Annotated in this window: 21 protein-coding genes and 1 tRNA gene; 7 read left to right on the top strand and 15 right to left on the bottom strand. The window is 55.2% G+C overall.

The features are described 5' to 3' along the window. The first annotated feature begins 956 nt into the window (after positions 1-956). Complete coding sequence (locus ACNQP3_RS03440) at positions 957-2,147, top strand: reverse transcriptase family protein (protein WP_197898603.1); 1,191 nt, start codon at positions 957-959, stop codon at positions 2,145-2,147. Continuing rightward, complete coding sequence (locus tag ACNQP3_RS03435) at positions 2,140-2,871, top strand: retron Ec48 family effector membrane protein (protein ID WP_264316798.1); 732 nt, start codon at positions 2,140-2,142, stop codon at positions 2,869-2,871. The genes ACNQP3_RS03440 and ACNQP3_RS03435 overlap by 8 nt, the downstream gene beginning before the upstream one ends. A gap of 281 nt (positions 2,872-3,152) precedes the next feature. Here ACNQP3_RS03435 and ACNQP3_RS03430 read toward each other — a convergent pair whose 3' ends face one another. Further along, positions 3,153-3,929, bottom strand: a complete 777-nt coding sequence (locus tag ACNQP3_RS03430; protein WP_264316797.1) for a hypothetical protein — start codon at positions 3,927-3,929, stop codon at positions 3,153-3,155. A gap of 89 nt (positions 3,930-4,018) precedes the next feature. Further along, entirely contained in the window at positions 4,019-5,788 is a 1,770-nt protein-coding gene (locus ACNQP3_RS03425) for a hypothetical protein (protein WP_264316796.1), read from the bottom strand. Positions 5,789-6,305: 517 nt separating this feature from the next. On the opposite strand from ACNQP3_RS03425, the gene ACNQP3_RS03420 reads away from it, so the two are divergent. Beyond that, positions 6,306-6,926: a hypothetical protein gene (locus ACNQP3_RS03420; protein WP_264316795.1), complete on the top strand. Its 621-nt coding sequence runs from the start codon at positions 6,306-6,308 to the stop codon at positions 6,924-6,926. 83 nt (positions 6,927-7,009) lie between these two features. Here ACNQP3_RS03420 and ACNQP3_RS03415 read toward each other — a convergent pair whose 3' ends face one another. The 13 genes from ACNQP3_RS03415 to ACNQP3_RS03355 all read right to left on the bottom strand — a co-directional run bounded on the left by ACNQP3_RS03415 (position 7,010) and on the right by ACNQP3_RS03355 (position 16,728). Further along, a complete protein-coding gene (locus tag ACNQP3_RS03415) occupies positions 7,010-7,864 on the bottom strand; it encodes a hypothetical protein (protein ID WP_264316794.1) in 855 nt (284 codons plus the stop codon). A gap of 95 nt (positions 7,865-7,959) precedes the next feature. Then, positions 7,960-10,836, bottom strand: coding sequence for a DUF927 domain-containing protein (locus tag ACNQP3_RS03410; protein ID WP_264316793.1), 2,877 nt, complete (start codon positions 10,834-10,836; stop codon positions 7,960-7,962). Then, positions 10,833-11,117: a DUF3077 domain-containing protein gene (locus ACNQP3_RS03405; protein ID WP_261242062.1), complete on the bottom strand. Its 285-nt coding sequence runs from the start codon at positions 11,115-11,117 to the stop codon at positions 10,833-10,835. Before ACNQP3_RS03405 ends, ACNQP3_RS03410 begins: the two co-directional genes overlap by 4 nt. Then, positions 11,114-11,401 (bottom strand): hypothetical protein, encoded by a 288-nt coding sequence (locus ACNQP3_RS03400; RefSeq protein WP_264316792.1) that lies wholly within the window; start codon positions 11,399-11,401, stop codon positions 11,114-11,116. Before ACNQP3_RS03400 ends, ACNQP3_RS03405 begins: the two co-directional genes overlap by 4 nt. After that, complete coding sequence (locus tag ACNQP3_RS03395; RefSeq protein WP_197898613.1) at positions 11,398-11,562, bottom strand: hypothetical protein; 165 nt, start codon at positions 11,560-11,562, stop codon at positions 11,398-11,400. Before ACNQP3_RS03395 ends, ACNQP3_RS03400 begins: the two co-directional genes overlap by 4 nt. Positions 11,563-11,941: 379 nt before the next feature. Beyond that, the gene (locus ACNQP3_RS03390; protein WP_264316791.1) at positions 11,942-12,274 is read right to left on the bottom strand and encodes a hypothetical protein; all 333 of its coding nucleotides are present in this window, start codon (positions 12,272-12,274) and stop codon (positions 11,942-11,944) included. Next, the gene (locus tag ACNQP3_RS03385; RefSeq protein WP_264316790.1) at positions 12,271-12,867 is read right to left on the bottom strand and encodes a hypothetical protein; all 597 of its coding nucleotides are present in this window, start codon (positions 12,865-12,867) and stop codon (positions 12,271-12,273) included. Before ACNQP3_RS03385 ends, ACNQP3_RS03390 begins: the two co-directional genes overlap by 4 nt. Beyond that, positions 12,864-13,193: a helix-turn-helix transcriptional regulator gene (locus ACNQP3_RS03380; protein ID WP_319026130.1), complete on the bottom strand. Its 330-nt coding sequence runs from the start codon at positions 13,191-13,193 to the stop codon at positions 12,864-12,866. The genes ACNQP3_RS03385 and ACNQP3_RS03380 overlap by 4 nt, the downstream gene beginning before the upstream one ends. Then, the gene (locus ACNQP3_RS03375) at positions 13,193-13,426 is read right to left on the bottom strand and encodes a helix-turn-helix domain-containing protein (protein ID WP_264316789.1); all 234 of its coding nucleotides are present in this window, start codon (positions 13,424-13,426) and stop codon (positions 13,193-13,195) included. The genes ACNQP3_RS03380 and ACNQP3_RS03375 overlap by 1 nt, the downstream gene beginning before the upstream one ends. Positions 13,427-13,509: 83 nt before the next feature. After that, positions 13,510-14,367 carry a hypothetical protein gene (locus tag ACNQP3_RS03370; RefSeq protein ID WP_264316788.1) on the bottom strand — a complete coding sequence of 286 codons (858 nt, stop codon included), beginning with the start codon at positions 14,365-14,367 and terminating at the stop codon, positions 13,510-13,512. Positions 14,368-14,680: 313 nt separating this feature from the next. Next, complete coding sequence (locus ACNQP3_RS03365) at positions 14,681-16,009, bottom strand: tyrosine-type recombinase/integrase (RefSeq protein WP_264316787.1); 1,329 nt, start codon at positions 16,007-16,009, stop codon at positions 14,681-14,683. Between the two features lie 161 nt (positions 16,010-16,170). Then, positions 16,171-16,246 (bottom strand) — tRNA-Thr (locus ACNQP3_RS03360). Between the two features lie 71 nt (positions 16,247-16,317). Continuing rightward, positions 16,318-16,728, bottom strand: coding sequence for a pilin (locus ACNQP3_RS03355; protein ID WP_264316786.1), 411 nt, complete (start codon positions 16,726-16,728; stop codon positions 16,318-16,320). A 216-nt stretch (positions 16,729-16,944) separates the two neighbouring features. Here ACNQP3_RS03355 and ACNQP3_RS03350 point away from each other — a divergent pair, with 216 nt between their 5' ends. Genes ACNQP3_RS03350 through yacG form a run of 4 tightly spaced genes read left to right on the top strand, consistent with a single transcriptional unit; the run spans position 16,945 to position 19,842 of the window. Beyond that, positions 16,945-18,153: a type II secretion system F family protein gene (locus ACNQP3_RS03350; RefSeq protein WP_264316785.1), complete on the top strand. Its 1,209-nt coding sequence runs from the start codon at positions 16,945-16,947 to the stop codon at positions 18,151-18,153. A gap of 2 nt (positions 18,154-18,155) precedes the next feature. Further along, positions 18,156-19,022: a prepilin peptidase gene (locus tag ACNQP3_RS03345; protein ID WP_264316784.1), complete on the top strand. Its 867-nt coding sequence runs from the start codon at positions 18,156-18,158 to the stop codon at positions 19,020-19,022. Further along, complete coding sequence (gene coaE, locus ACNQP3_RS03340) at positions 19,022-19,645, top strand: dephospho-CoA kinase (RefSeq protein ID WP_012270393.1); 624 nt, start codon at positions 19,022-19,024, stop codon at positions 19,643-19,645. Before ACNQP3_RS03345 ends, coaE begins: the two co-directional genes overlap by 1 nt. Further along, entirely contained in the window at positions 19,642-19,842 is a 201-nt protein-coding gene (yacG, locus tag ACNQP3_RS03335; protein ID WP_012270392.1) for a DNA gyrase inhibitor YacG, read from the top strand. Before coaE ends, yacG begins: the two co-directional genes overlap by 4 nt. Positions 19,843-19,855 lie beyond the last annotated feature (13 nt).

The raw sequence follows: 19,855 nt of genomic DNA, 5'->3' as shown, positions 1-19,855 counted from the left end.
GAGATGCAGCCGCGCCCTGGCAACAAGCGGCAGGTCAAGTTTTCGGGATCGTTTGAGCATCAGCCGAATGAAACAGAAGACGGACATCCCAAGGAAAATCTCAGCTGCAGGGAAACCGCGAGTCCCCGTACCCGTGTAGGGAGGGGGGTATGGGGAGGACCCAAAAACGGCAAATGCACGACGCCCCACCCTGCTATCTAGTCAGTGAGGGGGCGCAACGATGAGCTACAGACTTCGTGGTCCCTAACCCGGCAAAGCGGTCAGTTCGGGAAGTCTAGGGGGTTGCCTCGCTGCTGGCTTCAGCCCTTTTTGGGGCGTGGGGAGTGTGACCATTAAGAACTGGTGTTCTTGGTGTTCTTGGTGTTCCAAAAACGCTGGAAGCCAGCAAACAAGGGACCTATAGCTAGGGAACACCATTGAGAAATATGTGGAACACGAAGGCTCAGTAACACAAAAGGTGTTCCGTACCTCCAAGACTCGAGTGGAGCAATCTGGATGGGCTTGAGGTAGATCTAGGGCATGCCAGAGTGGTACACCGCGACGGTGCAAAGCCCGATGAGCAGGTGAGGGGCTGGAATCTTTACCCCTAGGAAAAAGTGAAAAAAACGGCCTTAGACCATAGATTTTCCGGATGGTTCAGCACGCCTTCTCAGCAGGCATTGCATTTAATTTTTGGCGTATGTAGATTAGCGTTGCGTAAGCGTACCGCTTATGTGCTGCAATCGATTGCTTATAGATCCTGGGTTTTGCTCGTACGAGCGTCTGAAGTTTTTGACTTTGGACTTGTCCGGAGGCTCGCACCTCCGATCCCCTCCGAGAAACGTGGAGGAGACAGGGACGGTAGGTTTGGCCATGTGAAGGATGGCAGCTGCCAGCGATCTGATCGATGAATGCATCATCCTTCACTGCACCCTTGAGTATGGGTTGGTCAAACCTATTTTTAATAGGATTTAAAAATGGCGCTACTCAATCCTAGAAAAGTTTCAACGGGCTCGATTTCAAGTATTGAGAATCTTTGTAGCGCGCTTTCTGTATCGCTCGCCGAAATTTACGCGGCGCTGTCTCTTCCTGATGAGGAAAAATACGCTGTTTCCCAAGTGTTCAAGAGCGATGGCAGCGTTCGACTGGTCCACAATCCGCATTTCTTGCTCAGGAAAATTCAGCGAAGAATAAACAAGCGTATATTTTCCAGACTCAGCATTATTGAGTGGCCAGACCATCTTTATGGTTCCGTACCAAATCAACGAGAGCAAGATACTCAACGGCTGATTAACAAAGACTATGTGTCGTGTGCCGCCAAACACTGTGGCGCGAAGAGCTTATTGAAAGTCGATGTCAAGGATTTCTTTGATAACATACACAAAGACTTAGTGCTCGATATATTTAGCAATTTCATGAAATTTGACAGAGAAGTTTCTGAATTGCTTGCAGAGATTTGCTGTTTTAGGTCCCATGTAATCCAGGGAGCCCTGACCTCAAGCTATCTGGCCAGTTTGTGCCTCCATGATATTGAGGGCGCCGTGGTTCATAGATTGTCGCGAAAAGGTCTTGTATATACGCGCCTCGTAGATGACATAACGGTTTCGTCAAAGATATCAAACTACGACTTCAGTTATGCTCTGGACATTATTAGGGCGATGCTTACTAGTAAGGACCTCCCGCTTAACGTTGTTAAAACCCGATCTATTTATGTTTCCAGCGAGCCTTTGACTGTCCATGGTCTAAGGGTCGCATTTCCTCAGCCTCGCCTTCCATCTGGAGAGATCGCTAGGATCAGGGCAGCCGTAAAAAATATAGAAAATTTAGCATCAGAGCGTGGCTATAGAACAACTCACGCTTACCGACACGATTTCAATCGCTGTATGGGGCGAGTAAACAAATTAGTTAGGGTGGGTCATGATCGATACGACTCGCTGCTCGCTCGACTCAAGAAAATATTTCCTTTACCTTCTAAAAAAGATATCGAGCGTGCGCGTGCAATGCTGGACCGCCTGGCTCGTGACTGTGCTACTAAACGTAGCACCTATTGGTACGCAAAGCGATATTATAAGCTTCAAGAAAGATTGATTATCCTAAAACGTTCATTTCCAGCTGTCACGAAAGAAATCAGAAAGTCGCTAAAGGGTTTGAAGCCTGATTATGAATAAAAAACTTGGCGAAATTTGGCACGACTACCCATATCTAAACTATCTTGTCGCCGGACTATTATTGGTCGCCGCAACAGGCATAATACTGAGCACTATAACCATAATTATCACCGGCATTGACGGTGAGTTTGCCAGGCCTCTTTGCTTTAACAACGAATGCATTAAGAAGTTTTTACAAATATATGACCAATCCTTTTTGATACTCATAGCAACTCTGAATTTGCTTGTAGGGCTTGCGACGATTGGGGGGATAATAGTTGCGCTCATGAGTTTTTTAAACAGCGCAAACGCCACAGCACTATCAAACCATATCTCACATTTCTCTATATTTCAAAACTACGTAGCATTAGAGATCTCCAAGCGCACCCGTATATCTCCTTCATCTGTAGATACATTTGTTTGGTATAATTTAATTTTCTCCAATTCGCGAAATGGGAAAACTTCAATTTCCGATGATTACTGCGCCGTCATCTCAGCTTTAAATAGCGAAATACTTTTTTCTAATGAACAAGCAAGGACTGCGCTTCAAGGCTCATTTCGATACATGCCACATCAGAAAAGAATCATCGACGCTCTAAACTGTATGGGGGTCGCGTTAGGCCATCAGCCTAGAAATGAATTTTACGAGATTGAAGATCAAATTTTTTCTTTGATATCTAGCTTAAATAAATCTTTTTGTTTCTCGGACAAAGTACCTGAGCTAGTGAAGAGGCAATACGTTTAATTTATCGAAATGTAGTATTTATCTTTCCGCCTCCATGGCAATTTCAGCGGAATTTCCACGTTCACTATGCCTCAGAGAAAACATTTCAATATTTCCGCTGCTGGGGGGTACCGGGTTATCTCGAATGACTGAAATTGGCAGTTAACTTCCCTCCGCCAAGGGCCGCTCTGGGTCGAAAGCCCCATGGTGATCGTCCGTAAACCCATAGGAGCCCTTGGCGGAGGATAGCTAACGGCCAAAAGCAGATATTCAATCCATCAGCAAAACTAGAGACAACTCAATTAACCTTCATCCAACTTCAGCTCAAATGCTATAGGAGCACTTCTTAGCAACTGACCTGGTCCTGGACCAAAGCGTCTGGGTACTGTTTCTTTTTCCAATGATGTCGCCCAAATATCGCAAACTTTGGCAGAATCAAGTTGCTGACTGTTTTCGGCAATCGTGATAAATCTTTTGATCAATGCTGCGATTATTGCATACGAAAGCGATATGACGTGCGGAAGCACTCTGAAACCGGTCTCAGAAAATCCATCATAAGCAATTTTGTTACCCCTACCCAGCAGGTAGCTTTTGGTTATCGCACTATATGTCCGATGTGTATACTTGCTGAGATCACTATAAAGATTGCTTAAGTTTTGGGCTTTATCTTGGCACTCAAATTTTCTTATGAATTCTCTAAAAACCCTATGCGGAATGACTTCGTTATTATACCATTTAGCGAGATCTTTCCTGGCCCCATCACCAGCCAAATAAAAGTAGGCCGAAATATCCATTGTTTCAACTGCATCACGAAATAAGCGCGAGGCAATTCGATGCCTCTTTTCCTCTGTTAATTTTAAGGCATCTATTAGCGCCTCTAAGGCATCTATCTGTATTAGCCAGATCGCCTTGTCGAGAGTTCGTTCATCTCGATCAAAGTGCATGTCCTTTTCTGCATAATGAAGCTTTATTGACGATAGAACCTTATGAGCTTCTCGATGAAATTGCTCTTGCCCACCATACTCATACGGCTCATTCCACGCATCTTCTGTGTCTCTGTCCCATACAAAACTTGGCATAAGTCTCGCCCATAAATTCAACTGTCATTGATACGTCATGTCGCAATTTCCATTGCGATGGCGTGCCGCATAATGGTCTTGTCGATATCTTACTCGTCTTGACCATCAGGCTCGCCGAACAAGTACTTACCTGTATACCAAATTGACCGCCCAACGTTGTGAATTAGCTGCTCTCCTTGCCGTATGGGCGAGCTATCTTCATTGACGCCCGCGAGCTTGATCGCATCTGCAACCTTTGAACCTGTAGGATGCGCATCTCCCAATCGCATGTCATAAGCACCGGCAATTTCAGCAAATATCCGTTGGGCGCCGTCGATTCCAATACTTTGAGCCAGGATACTTTGTAGCAATTTATTCGAACCAAGCTTATCCTTCTCCGCGTGCGTAGAAAGCTTGCGTAGTTCGCGCACGTTGAGTCTGTCCGAGAACACTCGAATAATATCTTTGGCCAATCTGAGTAGAGTTGGTCTATCCTTGCTCGAAAATCTAGATACTTGTTGCCCTGCCTCGGCGTCATCAATGTCATGGGTGAATAAGGATATATTGTATTTTTCCCGAAACCCATCTTCTAGAAGCCTCATGCTTCCAAAGAATAGTTCTTCAACTGCATATGTAGATGCTGGTTTTGCCTTAACCTGCGATTCTAGCAACTCGCTTGAAACTTTACCTTCTGGAGCAGTGTTATGTGCGGCCCAAACATGTTGTTCCCAGGAGGCCAAGCGTGCGACGTCATAGGCGTAGACAGTAATCAGGTCAGAGCTATTGATCCCAAAGTGAGTTTTATACCCTGATGTGGACTGTATGGCCCCAGTTTCGCCAGTGTACCAGGTCAACTTAAAGCCGCGATTATTCAGAAGCTCAGTGACAACGCTCGCCCGAAACCATAACCAACGACCGATGTCCTCGTTCCTAAGTGCCCGTGATGGCATTCGAGTACCATCAGTTTCCACGATGAATTGAGGGAGGTTCGGATCAGTATCTCCACGAACCCGCTGGCTTTTTGATTGGTGGTCGACCCACTCCTCCCGCCAAAACTCACCCTCGACCCGAACACCTGCATAGCCTCCTCGTTGCCCATTGGAGCTTTCATGGCCTGTGTTAGTATCATTTTCCGGCCCCATTACCGGAGCGTCTTCTTCCTCATCGACGTCCGTCCTCCAAGCACGAAACATCGCCCAGCTTCCTCCGAACACGTCATTGAGATCCCTAACGATTAGCTCGAACCTGCCGTTATCTCTTTCCTCACTTCGTGTTTGCAAATTTGAATAAGCACTATGCTGCAAAGCGGCAACATTTTCCACTCTCTGTCGATAATACGACAGACGAAGCGACAAATTTCTAGCTGCTAAATAATCTATTAGAAACTCCCTTTTTATTTCAATAAGACGATGTTCGCCGTTCGCGTCGAAGGTTTCGCGAGCTACTACTACGAAGTTTTCTTCAGGTCTAACCCAGTTATCACCTTCTTTGATGAGACCCAGCGCCACGATGAGATCCGGACTCAATATCCATTTGTTGCCACCTATGACGGGCTGCGGCTGCACATAAACTAAGTTAAAGCCTATCGGCTCTTTATCGTTATATTGATATTGATCGATTGACGAATAATATCCATCTTCGTACGCATACGGGGCGACGGTATGCCCTATTCCTATGTCGCTCCACCCAAGGCGCTCTTCGACAAAGACTCGATGTTCTGGCGGGAATGCAACGGAGCCACATCCAAAATACTCACTGACATGACCTATCTCTTTCAAATCTCCTTTCTTGTCTTCTACAGACGCTCCCAAAGGAATCCATGCCGCGTTAGAAAATACTCTGCGAGTTTCCTTGGTTTGGAGAATCCACTCTTCATTCATGGTTGAACTTCCGGTATTCATGATAGCGCTTGGTAATAAAGGACTGCCCTTCGTCCTGTTTACCATATTAGCTCGCGATTGGGCGGCGTCGGTGCACAGGCTACTCAGGATGCCAGGGCTGAGGATGGAGTAGCAACGCGCCTAGCTTTCGAGGGCTAACGGCTGTATGCATCTGCTGGTGCTCAAACGGGGGAGGAACCGCGTTCAACGGTAGCCCGCTTTTGGCCGCTTTCTGCCTGTCGCGAAAGGCAGAAAACGGCCGAAAGCGGTCTTTCAGGAGCCTCAGCCGGTCGCTCGTCCAAACCGTCCTGTGGGTAGCACTACTGATAGGGTGTCTTACAGGAATTGTCATGAAAGACATCAGCTAAGGTTGATGCCTAATAGCCATCAAGCCTAAGATGGGCTTCCCTTACCCCCAATGGACGAGCCGTAGATGAAGCCAAAATCTACCTAACAAAAAATTGGTCAAGAACTGCGAATGCCGCATCGGCAGATACCAGACCCAGGAGAGTCACTATTGACCATTGCAGCGCGAATTCAGGAATGCACAGCTAAGCTCGCTCTAGGGGATGCCGAAAATGCGTTCATCCAACTTGCAATTGCCATCGACGGCACAGCCAAGCTGCTTTATCCAGGAAAGAAGACATCTGAGCGCTGTAAAAAATTCTTGAAAGACAGCCTGCCGTTCATTCTCTGGTCACTAAGCAATGGAACACCAGCTAAAACAACTAGCCTATCATTCGAAGTTTCGAGTTCCAGCGATTCAGGGACATGTATTGAATTCGAAGATCTTGTCTACAAAGTCATGCGCTGCTCCATACTCCATGAAGGCGAACTCTCGGAGAAAGTGGAATTTGTCAACGCCCCCTACGTTGGCACGCTCAATGGCAGAGTACAGTTCCCTTTGGCATTACTTGGATCGTTGCTCTTCGCAGTAATCGCCAGCCCCGTGAACGAGCGTCAAATAGTTCATGAATCAACTTCATTCATCTTTGGCAGCACCAAGGTCCCTGTAAATGACATGCTTGGAAATTTGGAAAAGACCAAAAAAGCAATCCGAAACGGTTTCCTATATGACGTAGAGCACTTGCTTCAGAATTTTAATACCGAAGACAATCATGAACGACAAAAAAATTAATACACATACATCAAAACACCACCACCTATTACTCTGAGATGGTGTTTTGACAATTTGATAATGACGGATTCGGCAAGCTGGAATTAAATGTCTGTCAGCTGCTCCAGCTGGATAGTGCTGCGTCGTTCCAAAACCCTACGATGTGAAATGAAATATCCCTTTTGGGGAGAAATAGCTGGAACGTAGAAATCGCTCAGGCTATCACCGTACCCAAGTAGTTTTTCAGCTGCTGCAACATGGGCCGCCAGGGTTGCCAGTTCTTGTGCAGCCCTCTCAAAGCGGTCTGCCCAATAAAATCGAGCAGCCTGAAGAACTTTTGAGCTCAGACTGTCAAGCTCTGATTGCTTCTGCTGAATAACAGCATCAAGCTCCGAGAGCTGTGTGCAAAGTGCAGACGAGACTGTATTAGCACCTTGAAGCGTCTGTTTGATTATCGCCAACGCGTGGGACGCCTTCTGCAACAATCCCTCTGCCTTGCGCTCAACCCCGCTATCGTTCTCCCCCATCGCCTGGGCATAAGCTTGGGCGGCTTGATGTTCATCGCGTTCTGCAGCTTCAAATTCACGCTCGTGCTTCGTAACAAGACCTGCCCTTTTGAACTCCAGCATCTCTCGCTTTTCGCGTAGGCTTTTAATTTCGCTTTGAATCTTGGCTATATCTTTTTTTGCCTGCCGCACGTTTTCAGAGGCAAACTTTACACCATCTTCCCAGCTAACCAAGCCCTGAAGTCTTGGAATCTCTCGAGATAGCTCATCAATTTTAGCTTTAGCATTGGAGTAAGGCGCGATCTGATCCCGAGGATAAACAGGCCTTCCCTGACGGCTATTAGCGAATGTTTTCTCTGCCTCGTCAGCGACGGCTTTTAGCCGAGGAAGATCTTTCTTCAAGCTTGCGAGTTCAGCTTGGCATTGTTTTAGCATAGACGAATTTGTGCTCATTTTGGACTCCAATAATCAAATTTATGAAAGCGCAGGCGTAGGCAGGCCGAGCCTATAAGTGGCCATTAATCTCCCGGCTAGTTTAGTGCTACTAGTTATTCGCCAAGCAATACGTTTGAATTCACAACATAAACCCGTCCTTTCGGCATTCCGGGTAGTGTTACGGATTGGGCGGCTTTTCCGTCTCCGCTCGGCTCAAGTATTCCGCGCGCGACCAGCTCTCTATTTACATTTCGCAAGTTCATACCTTTAAAAACCTCATCACGCCAAGTCGTGCCGAGGAAGTAATAGGTCACCGACGTATATAAAGAGTCGCCAATGCCATGATCCATAGTCCTGCGAAAGCCAAGCCGGTCTGCTGTACGCGGCGCATGCTCATCGGTCTTTGCGGCAATAGAATCCCACCGCGTGAAGCGACTTTCTCCATAACGCTCCACCATGCCGCGCAGCCTGGCCACGATAGCGTCACCTTCCAGGTTTCCGGCACCGCCACGTTCAGCCAACCAAGCATCCAAGCACACGCGCGCGGATTGCAGCGCTATTCCGTCTGGCCATCCTGTAACGCCCAAGGCTGTAGCCAACTCACCTGCCGCCGCTGCCAGTCCGAAGCGAGTTGCGGCACGCTGTGCCTGGCCGCTGGCGCTGGCAGGTAATGCCTCAGTGGTAAACCGCTCCAGAGTGCTGCGCACCATGGCCGCATATGCCCGCAACTTACCGGGCTCACAGAGGGCCGACAGGAAAGCCTGGGCAGGCGTGCCATAGCATCGGCTAACCCGGGCCTTGAGCGCATCCGACAGCGCGGCGGCATCGTCGAAGCTATGCAGCTCTTCAAACAACCCTAGCCCTTTGCTCGCGTCAGCCGGTACAGCAAGCAGTCGCACCTCCATACCGGCTTTCAGGTCCTTGTTTGCCTCGGCCATGTGTTGCGCCAAGGTCTTTTCCCCGGTGGAGAGAAACAGCAAGCGCCATTCCTGAACTTGGCGCCCACTCATGCCACGATCATTGGCCCGCGCCTTACCGGTGCCGTTACCCAGCATGTAGACCGTTTCCCCAATGATCCGTGGGTCGCACATCCCGATCTCATCGAGCACCAGCAACCCGTCCGAGTGCGCCGCTGCGATACTTTCCAGGGCGTTGTCTGTCGAGCGCCAGGAACGCACCAGACGTGGCCCACCCCAAACCGAGGCAGCCACCTGCAGGTGGGTGGTCTTCCCGCCCGAGCTATCGCCGTACAGGTGGAAACCGCCCGACTCGTGCCCGAGTAGATGCAACACCGCACCAGCGAAAGCCACGCATACGACGAACGCCAGGCGGTTATTGCCCACGCAAAGCGCACCGATTTGCTGCTGCCATTGTTCCAGTGTCCCCGCCTGAGTGATCGACGGAAGCTGAGCACCGGCTTCGTAGAAGTGCAGATATTCGGCGGTGGCACCTATCTGCCGATCTGGCAGCAAGTAGGCATCCCCGTGCCAGCCCAGACGAGTGACCAGGCGAGCCCGCTCAGCACCGTCATAGCCCTGCAAGTAGCTCTGTAGATCGTTGCGCGAATTGCGAGCAGTGCGCACGGGCGCCAGGCGCAGCCCCATATCGACCAGTGGCGCGAGCACTTCCTTGCCAAAGTCGCCGGCCATTGCCCTGGCCGGAATGTTGAGGCGCTTGTTGGCCCCATCCGGGTCATCGAACTCCACCAGCAACCCCCAGCCGTGGCCCTTTTCGTCACGGGTCCGAGCCAATACCTCTAGCCGTGAACAAACCGGGCGTGCTTCACCATCCTCACCGGCATAGAACACCCCATCTTTCGTGACACGGAAGCCGCTCGGGGCTGGGGCGGTTTTCTTCTCAGGTTGCGGCTTGGCCTGGCCAGTGGTCTTGTTCTGCTTGGTGGGGGTGGGTGTGGCGGCAGGTACGAGGGCGAATAGCTTCCCGGTGCGCTGCAGCTCTGCTAAGTGTTGAGCCGTCCAGCCTTTGGACAGGGCATCCGCCGCATCGTCACCTTCGCGCCACTCACCGCCTGGGGCGAAAGTGGGGCGCTCGCCCTCCATGCCAGGGAGTAGCCCGAACGCCGTCAAGGCTACCGTCTGGACCGAGGCAGCTCCAAGCTTTCGCAGGTGGTCGGCCAAGGCATCCATGCACTTAATGCCGGGGGCATCGTTGTCAGGCCAAAGCAATACGTCACGCCCGACTAGCGCCGCGAAATCAGCCTTCTGCCAAGAGTTCGTCCCGTTGGGCCAGCAGGTGGCAACATGCTCGGGCAACAGATCGGCAGCGGCATCGGAGGCCTTCTCGCCCTCGCACAGCACTACTGGCGCCAAGGGGCGTTTAGCCAGATCATCAAGTCGCAGCAGCGGGCGAGGCTCCGATAAACCCTGCCAGCGCCAAGCTAGCGAGTCATTTGCAGAGTTTTTGCACCAGGTGAGGGGCGCGAACACTTTGCGCGGCGTGCCGCTCTCATCCGGCCCGAGGTCGAAGCGGTACAGCACCATAAGTGGCTGACCGTTGGCGTCACGGTAAATCCAAACCTTGGAAGGTTTACCGTGCTGCCGGTGCGCTTGCAGCACCTTCAGCATTGCCTGCTCAGGAATGGGCAGCACGGGCACCCACTCTGGTTTTTTAGCCTGACTGGCGGGAGCTGTGACGTCGGATTTGCTCATCGCCTCGACACCGAGGAAGGCAGCCAGTTTGTTACACGCCTCCACATCTGTGCCGCGATCGAGGTAGCGCACCAGGTCAATCAAATCACCGCCTTTATCACCGGTGGCGAAGTCGCACCAGGTGGCTTTGGCCAAGTTCACCTTGAGCGAGCCTGAATGCTTGTCCGCTCTCGTTGGGTTGGGGGCGGTGTATTCCTTGCCACCGTCTACGCGCTTGCCACCGGGAAGCCAATGGGCCAGCACGCGCTCAATCGCCGCGCAGGAGGCGGCCTTGACCTGCGCAAAGGTCGGATGCCTGGAGTTGGGCATCTTCCTGCTCATGCCTGGCCACTCTCGGCAATCTGAATCCCAGTGGTCACATCATCGACAAGAGCCTTAGCCTGCTCACCCAAATAGTGCGCAGCCCACACAAGCGCATTGTTGTCGTCGCTCACGCCTGCTAGCTGCGTCAATTTGTTCACACAGCTCATGAGTACCGACGCCTGCTCCAATGCTTCCTCACCGGAGATATCGGGGCATACCCGGAAAAATGGTAGATTCGACGAGTTGTGCTTAGAGAAGGTGGCACCGCCCGCTGTATTAACCTGAATGCGCCCGCTCATTTCCGCCCCCTTTCCGCGACATGGCGGGTCGAATCGTCGGCATGCACGACCAAGATACGAATCTGCTCCAGCGTCCCACGTACGTCCCACAGAGCGCCGAGAATCACACGGTTAGTCAGGCGCTGCCCCTGCTCCGCCTCGAACTGATCCTCCAGCAAACACAGCACCGCCTGGGCTCGCTCAACGGCACAGGTGATCGCATCTATTGGGACGCCAGCGGGCGCCTGTGCGGTAACGCACAGCAGATCTTCGGGTTGAGAGCAGTGCTGTAGTTGAGTAGTCATTGGGCGCCCCCGTTTGCTTCCAGGGCGCGGGCACGGGCCATCGCCGCGTTGTAACGCGCCAAGCGGACGGAGAGGGATGAATTGGCGTGCAGTGCCGCAATAGCACGGGCCTTCAGGGCGGCAATGTGGCTCTGGAGAGCAGACGGATTGAGGGTGTGCATGGGGTGACGCTCCTTATGTGTGGAGCTGCCACGGTCCGTCGCCAAACGAATTAGGGTGGCAGCTGTGCGCAGGTTGGCGAACCGGTACATAAGGAAACCGGCAGACCCGAAGGTCTCCCACGCACAGCCGCCATAACACGGACGTACGGGCACAAAAAAAGCGCCTGCAATCGTGATGGGGGCGCCTGTGCGCCTTATGTTGATCGGGTCGCCAAACCCGGTCGCTGAATTTGCAGCGACAGGCGCAGAGTAACGTGTGACCCGACGAAGCGCAAGCTGAGTGGTGCGGGCAGGTTGCATGGCTCCTGGCCATGGCATAGAGTGAGCGGGCAAAGTGAAGATCCTCAGACGCCCTCGGTTGCAGCCGGGGGCGTTTTCGTTAGTGGATAATGGCCGGGCGACGCTCAAGCTTTAGCCAGGTGAGATTGCGGCCTTGCCTGGCCTTCTCATACATCTGTCCCAACGCATTGGGATTGGCGAGCACGTTGGGCACCAACTGCGCTGCATCCCGAATTACTACGTCCTCAGGCGCCTCGACAGCGAGCAGCATCCAATCAAGGGTCGGCCAAATCAGCAGCAGAACGTGCGCCCCTTTGCCTAGTGCTTCGTCGCGGAGTTTTTGCAGTCGCTCCAGTCGCCCAGGCGTAGGTGCCTTTGGACCCAGCTCGTCTATGGCATCAAGGGCAGCGGCGGGCAGGAAAATAGGTTTCATGCGGCGCACCCTCGCAACCAGGCCGCAACTCGCTGATCCTCCGCACATTCGCGCTCATACTCAGCACGCAGCATGCGGCGGCAATCCTCAGTGTTTACACGGACCCATTCGGACAGACCATCACAGGTCGGCTCATGCTCTGCGCGTTGGCTGATACGGCGGGCATCAACGTAGTTGTGCTCGGCCGCTTTGCGCTCAGCCGCTACTTGAGATTCCACATAGCCAGTCCACACCTCTGGGCAATTTGCATAGGCCGCATCACTCCCTACGAGCCAGTAAGTGACCCAATGGTTTGATTCGCTCGACTCTCCAGCGGGATGGGTCATAGCAAATGCGCCTGCCCCCACCACCTGTGCTGGCTCCATGCGCGTCCTATGCTGGCGCAATAGGGTAGGCAGTTCCCAAGGGGAAGGAACCAGCGGAAGCACCAGGCCATCTGGGTTGAAAAAGTGCGCTTTTCCATCCAGGCCGTTCCAACTTACACCTGCGACGGTACGTTGCTTCCAGTTGTTGCGGCCCGGCTGGTACAGGGCAAAGCCAATTCCGTATGTGTCGAAGAAGGGGCCAGTAAACGGCATGCGAGCGAGTCTCATGCAGTAATCCCCCGAGCTTCAATACGTTCACGCGCCCAGCGCTGCACTTCTGCGAGAACAAAGCCCACTGGCGCTCCCCGTGACGTGCTGCCGCTCAACGGCACGGGGCGGGGAAAGGTCGGATCGTCCTTGAGCCGCTTGTAGATAGTTGCGCGAGCTAGGCCGGTCATAGCCACCACATCGGGGAAGCGAATCAGCGTGGCGGCAGGATCAAAGCCTGGAACTTGACCAATACCCTGGCGCAGATTGCGCACCGAACCGCCGCCACCACGTGCATGGACAGCGGTCGATGGAGAGGGGTTGTTTGTGGATTGACGCGAGGACATTAGCTTTTCCCCCGAGGCGCCGTAGAAGTTTGGTGCCGCTTGGCTAGCCAGGCGTCCAGCTCGGCCCGCTGATAGCGGATGCGTGCGCCACAGCGGATGAAGGGGAGAGCGTGCCTACCAGTGCTGCGCCAGGTGGCCAGGGTCTTGACCGATAGGCCCAAGAATTTGGCTGCCTGCTCAGGCGTGAGGAGGTTAGCGGGCGAAACAGTTGTTACAGATCGGATGAGTTGCATGTGATGCCCCCGGATTTGATGAAACCAACGGGGGGGAAGATAAAAGGAGAGAGGGAAGTGAACTAGGTTCACTTCCCTGGAGTTCAGGCTGGAGGCAGAACACCTCCCTCGCGTAGTATTTCCCGTATGCGTTTTGACACAAGGCCTTCCGCAACCGGCCGCCTAGAAAGGATCCCTGAAATTTCACTGGGCTGCCTACCAGACGCGCGTAGCTCTCGGCCCGCATCACAGATGGCCTTATCGCGCTTGGCATTATTCTCTTGCCTGGCGGCACCGCTTCTCGCCCCGGCTTTCCTGCCTGTCGCTGCGCGAGACTTCTTCAATGCTTGCGCCAGCGCTTCGGGTGGAATACTTGGATTCCGATAAAGCTCCGCGAAGATGATGGAGTTGCGTGCGCGCCCTAGCATATCGACAGCCGACTCCCGTGCCTCGATCTCGGCTATCGAACATTCAATGCGGCAATCATTAACGATGGTGACGTAAAACTCAGGGTCATTCACCCTTAAGTCATCAACACGCGCGCGCCCAAATGCCTCCACCACATTGTCAGCCAATTGCGCTTGCCATTTGCGAAGAGCATGTATCGCTCGGCAGCCATAAGCCATAGCGAGGGCTGCCGCAAGCTGCGAATCGGTGGCACGCCTTTCCCATGCCCCCGCGTTACGCACCGCCCAAGCCAAGCCTAGTGCTGGAGACCGATCCAGCGCTTGCTCAATGTTGTAGAGCTTTCGGCTTATCTCTGCTACCGCCTCAATCGCCCACTCTTCAGGGCGCCACTCTTCGCGTTCTTCTGGACGCCACATTTCGACACCAGCCGCCACTAGATCAAGCCCTTCATCGAAGCGCTCCGCGAATTCGCGATAAAGCGGCAACCACTCCAACTCCAATTCAAGCTCGTCGAGGTCGAGGTTCAAAGGACTAATTAATTTGCCAAGAGTCATAGCAATACGCCGTTAGCTATTTGACGATCCCCACGCCCCGGTTGGCGCAGACAAAGCCGCGCCGGGCCGTGATTGAGTGCTTGGGCGCATCGGAGGAGCGGCCAGCAGGAAGGGGAGGAGGCTTGCGTTGGCGTAGAGGGGCGCACGGGCCGAGTCGCCTCGTTCAAGGAACACCGTGTGTGTTCCGGCGCCTTCGTGTTCCGCCGCTTAGGCAAAGGTGTTCCTTGGCTACAGACCTCGTGTTTTTTGGCTTCCAGCGTTTTTGGAACACCAAGAACACCAAGAACACCGGCTTTTAATCGAATACTTGTTTTCATTGCTGTCCAATCGTGCCGAATGCTCCACGCACCACATTGCTTACTCCCTCCCCCACGCGAGCAAAGTCATAAGGCGTGATGTGCTTCTCTCGATTGGCATCCAGATAGTCGGCCCACCACTGAACCATGAGCCGGCGTTCTTCAATGTACTCAGCCTTGTGGATGTATGCCGCCCGCACACTGTTACGCTCTTGGTGGCTCATCTGACGCTCTACCGCGTCCTTGCTCCACAGTCCCGATTCGACGAGCGCGGAACAGGCCATGGCTCTGAACCCATGCCCACACACCTCGGTCTTTGTGTCGTAGCCCATGCGTCGAAGCGCCTTGTTCACCGTGTTTTCACTCATGGGCTTCCAGTGGTTGCTGTCACCCGCAAACACCAGGTCGAAGCGCCCGGTGAGCTGGCGCACCTGCTCGAGCGTGGCCAGTGCCTGGCGACTCAGAGGCACCAGGTGGGGCGTGCTCATCTTGGAGCCGCGATGCGAGTTCTTCACGCCCTCGATCTGCTGGCGCTCGCCGGGGATCTCCCACATAGAACGACCGGTGTCGATCTCTGGCCAGCGAGCAAACCGCAACTCACTGGACCGGATGAAAACCAGAAGGGTGAGCTGGGTGGCCAGCCGGGTCAGCGGCCGGCCGGTGTCGCCGTCGATTCTCTGCAGCAGCTCAGGCAGCCGATCCAGCGCCAGCGCAGGACGGTGAACGGTCTTGCGTGTGGCGGTTGCGCCCTGTAGGTCCACCGCTGGGTTGGTGTCGATGTGCCCGTGCTGTACGGCCATACGCATAATTCCGGTCATGTACTGCCGTAGCCGGCCAGCGGTATCCAGAACCTCGCGCTTCTCTACCGCCTTGAGCGGCGCCAGCAGGTCGCGAGTCTTCAGGCCGGCCACCGGACGCTGGCCTAAGGCCGGGAGCAGGTAAGTTTCGATCCGCCGCCACACCGTCGCGGCATGACCTGGTGACCATTTCTTGGAACAGGCCTCATGCCAGTCCTTGGCCAGCACGCCGAAGGTGTTGGCCCTAGCATTCGCCGCTTCGACCTTCCCCTGCCGGGCGCTCTCAATCGGGTCCTTACCATGCACCAACAACTCCAGCGCTTCGGCTCGGCGGGCGCGGGCGGCTTTGAGTGTCAGCGCTGGGTAGTTGCCGAAGGTGGCCAGCCCCTCTCTGCCATCCGGCCGCTTGAACTTCATGCGCCAGATCTTGCTGCCGTTCTTCTTGACCAGCAGGAACAGGCCCTGACCGTCGAACAGGGTGTAGTCCTTGTCCCGCGGCTTGGCGGCCTCGCATTTGGGGTCTGAGAGGGGTGTAACGGTGCGTGCCATAGGTATACGTTTTCTCGTCGAACCGGCGTATACCCTAACGTATACCTAAAATCGGTATATGCCTAGAGACAGAATGAGACAGCCAGATACAAGAAAGCCCGCACTTGGCGGGCTTTTCAGGGGATTCCGTGTACAAGAAGAGACGTATCGGAACAGTAGAATGGTGCCGGAGACAGGAATCGAACCTGCGACCTTCGCGTTACGAGTGCGCTGCTCTACCGACTGAGCTACACCGGCGTGTAGCGCAACGTACCACTGCTCACACCCGCAACGCAAACCCCTGTTTCCGCTAGTTTATTACCCTACCCTCAAGCCCCCTTGCAGCCCTTGGGCGCCAGGTCGTCCTCGATGTCGGTGGTGCACGCCCATCCAGTTGCCGAACGCTTCAAAGTCAGTGACTTGCCCACCACATTGGCCGGCGCATCCACCAGCGTGCAAGCAATGCTGCCGCTGCCATCCGTCGCCTTGCCATCGGCTGCGATCGCACAATGCGCCGTCGCCGGCTGGCCACCCAGCTCGGTTACGCCCGTCACATCTTTCCCGTCATTCAAGCGTAGATCCATCGCCGTCTTCAGCGCGCTGATCTCCAGCAACCCGGCCGCAGCCTTGGAGCGGGCCTGGTGGTTGGTGTACATCGGTAAGGCGATGGTCGCCAGAATGCCGATGATCGCGACGACGATCATCAGTTCGATCAGGGTGATACCGCGTTGCCCTTTCATGAACGTATTTCCTTTTTGATTCGCTAACACGTTGAGGTCCGTGGCGCCCCAACCGGCAGCGGCGCAGTAGGCCTGAACAGACACCTTTTGTCACCCCTGCCCGCTTGGGCGTCATCTTCGCTGAACTACTCTAGTGAGCATCACGGACGCATGCCTTTGCATGGACGCGGCAAGCTGTTTCCAGCCTTGTCGCTGGAGCAGAAAAAGGACCTTCGAATGACTTCATCTTCACTCCTTTACAGCTGGCACGGCACCGACGCCAGCGGCACGCCGGTCAGCGGCCAGACACCTGGCCGCAGCCCGGCTTATGTGCGCGCTGCGCTGATCCGCCAGGGCATCACGGTGGCCAGTTTGCGGCCGGCCAGCGGGCTGACGTTCCGTTTGCCGAAGCGGCGCGAAAAGGCTGACCCGGCAGGGTTCAGCCGGCAGTTGGCGACATTGCTCAGGGCCGGGGTGCCGCTGCTGCAGGCGTTCGAGGTGATGGGGCGCAGTGGTTGCGATGCGGCGCAGGCTGCGTTGCTGGGTAGATTGAAACAGGATGTGGCCTCGGGCCTGGGGCTGGCGGATGCGTTGCAGCGTCACCCGGCATGGTTCGATGCGTTGTACTGCAACCTGGTGCGGGTGGGTGAGCATTCCGGCACGCTTGACCGGCAGCTCGAGCAGCTGGCGGGCATGCTGGAGCAGCGACGGGTGCTGCACAAGAAGGTGCGCAAGGCAATGATCTACCCGCTGCTGCTGTTGCTGATCGGGCTGGGGGTGTCAGCGATTTTGTTGCTGGAGGTGATTCCGAAGTTCGAGAGCATGTTCTCGGGCATGGGTACGACCTTGCCGGCATTTACCCAGTGGGTGATCGACTTGTCCACAGGGCTGAGTCGGTTTGCCCCGCTACTGCTGGTGATGGGCGTGGTGCTGGGTTTTGCCTTGCGCCAGCTTTACCGGCAGCACACGCCTGCGCGCCTGTGGATATCTCGGCGGGTGCTGGGCTTGCCGGTGTTTGGCAAATTGCTGGGGCAGGCGGCGCTAGCACGGTTTGCGCGTAGCCTGGCAACATCCTACGGCGCTGGCGTGGCGTTGCTGGATGCGCTTGTAACGGTGGCTGGAGTGACTGGGGGCGAACTGCACGAGCAAGCGGTGCTGCGGTTGCGCCAGGGCATGGCCAATGGGCAGGGGCTGAACCAGGCGATGGCCAGTGAACCGCTGTTTCCGCCTTTGCTGGTGCAACTGACGGCCATCGGTGAATCCAGCGGCACGCTGGACCAGATGCTGGAAAAAGCCGCCAGCCATTACGAGGAACAGGTCAGCCAGGCGCTGGACCAGTTGACCAGCCTGCTGGAGCCCGCCATCGTGCTGATCCTGGGCCTGCTGGTGGGGGGCCTGGTGGTGGCGATGTACTTGCCGATCTTCCAGTTGGGTAGCTTGATCTGAACATGACTTCATGGACTCTGCTGGCTGAACAGCCGGCGTACTTCCTCACCCTGGCCACGCTGCTCGGCCTGCTGGTGGGCAGCTTTCTCAACGTGCTGGTGTATCGCCTGCCGATCATGCTGGAGCGGCAATGGCAGCGTGAAGCACAGGAGATGTTGGGGCAGCCGATTGCGCAACACGAACGGTTCGACCTGTGCCTACCGGCCTCCCGCTGCCCACATTGCGCGCATCCGGTTCGCGCGTGGGAGAACATCCCGGTGATCAGCTATCTGGCCTTGCGCGGGCGGTGTTCATCCTGCAAAACCCGCATCAGCCCGCGCTACCCGCTGGTGGAAGTGGCCAGCGCGCTGCTTTCGCTGGTGGTGGCCTGGCGCTTTGGCGCTTCGGTCGAAGCCTTGCTGGCATTACCGCTCACCTGGTGCCTGCTGGCCCTGAGCCTGATCGATGCGGACCACCAGTTGCTGCCGGATGCGCTGGTGCTGCCGATGCTGTGGCTGGGGCTTATCGTCAATGCCTTTGGCATCTATGCCCCACTGACCGACGCGCTGTGGGGCGCGGTGGCCGGATACCTCAGCTTGTGGACCGTGTACTGGCTGTTCAAGCTGATCACCGGCAAGGAAGGCATGGGCTATGGCGATTTCAAGCTGATGGCGCTGATCGGGGCCTGGGGTGGCTGGCAGGTGCTGCCGTTGACGCTGCTGCTGTCGTCGGTGGTGGGGGCGCTGGTTGGCCTGTGCTTGCTGCGTTTGCGCCGGCATGCGATGGGGACAGCGATACCGTTTGGCCCTTATCTGGCGATTGCGGGGTGGATTGCTGTGCTCTGGGGTGATGAAATGTACGCCTCTTACATGCAACTGCTTGGATACTGATGGCCACTGCAGCCTTTACCCCCTGGATTCTCGGCCTGACCGGCGGCATTGGTAGCGGCAAGAGCGCCGCTGCCGAACGCTTCGTCGAGCTTGGCGTGCACCTGGTCGATGCCGACCAGGCAGCGCGCTGGGTGGTCGAACCTGGCCGCCCGGCCTTGGCCAGCATCGTCGAGCGCTTCGGCCCGGGTGTGCTGCAGGCGGACGGCCAACTCGACCGCGCCGCTCTGCGCCAACTGATCTTCGCCGACCCGGCGCAGCGCAAATGGCTGGAGCAACTGCTGCACCCGCTGATCGGGCAGGAGATTTTCAGCTACCTGGCAAAGGCGCAGTCGCCTTATGCAATCTACGTGTCGCCGCTGCTGATCGAGTCGGGCCAGTACCACAAAACCCAGCGTGTGCTGGTGATCGATGCACCGCAAGAACTGCAAATAGCCCGTACTCTGGCGCGCGACAACACCAGTGCCGAGCAGGTGCAAGCGATTCTGCAGGCCCAACTGGCCCGCGAGGAACGCCTGCGCCATGCCGATGATGTGCTGGTCAACGACGGCGACCTGGCCGCACTGCATGAGCAGATTGACCGCCTGCACCACTTTTACCTGACTTTGAAAGGAGGCCAGCCATGAGCCAGCCGTTGACCGTCGATTGCCCGACCTGTGGCGCACCTGTGGAATGGACCGAAAAAAGCGCGTTCCGGCCGTTTTGCTCGGACCGCTGCAAACTGATCGACCTGGGGGCCTGGGCGGCCGAGGAGCACAAGATTGCGGGGTCGGAAGAGTCCGAAGATGAGCTGTATTCGGGGGACCTGGAGCCGCGGCACTGAGCTGATTGCAAGG

Origin of the sequence: Pseudomonas sp. LFS074 (assembly GCF_047978165.1) — a bacterium.
GTDB classification, from domain to species: Bacteria; Pseudomonadota; Gammaproteobacteria; order Pseudomonadales; family Pseudomonadaceae; genus Aquipseudomonas; species Aquipseudomonas putida_P.
The sequence above is the reverse complement of the archived record's forward strand: the minus strand, read 5'-3'. Positions and strand labels throughout refer to the sequence as shown.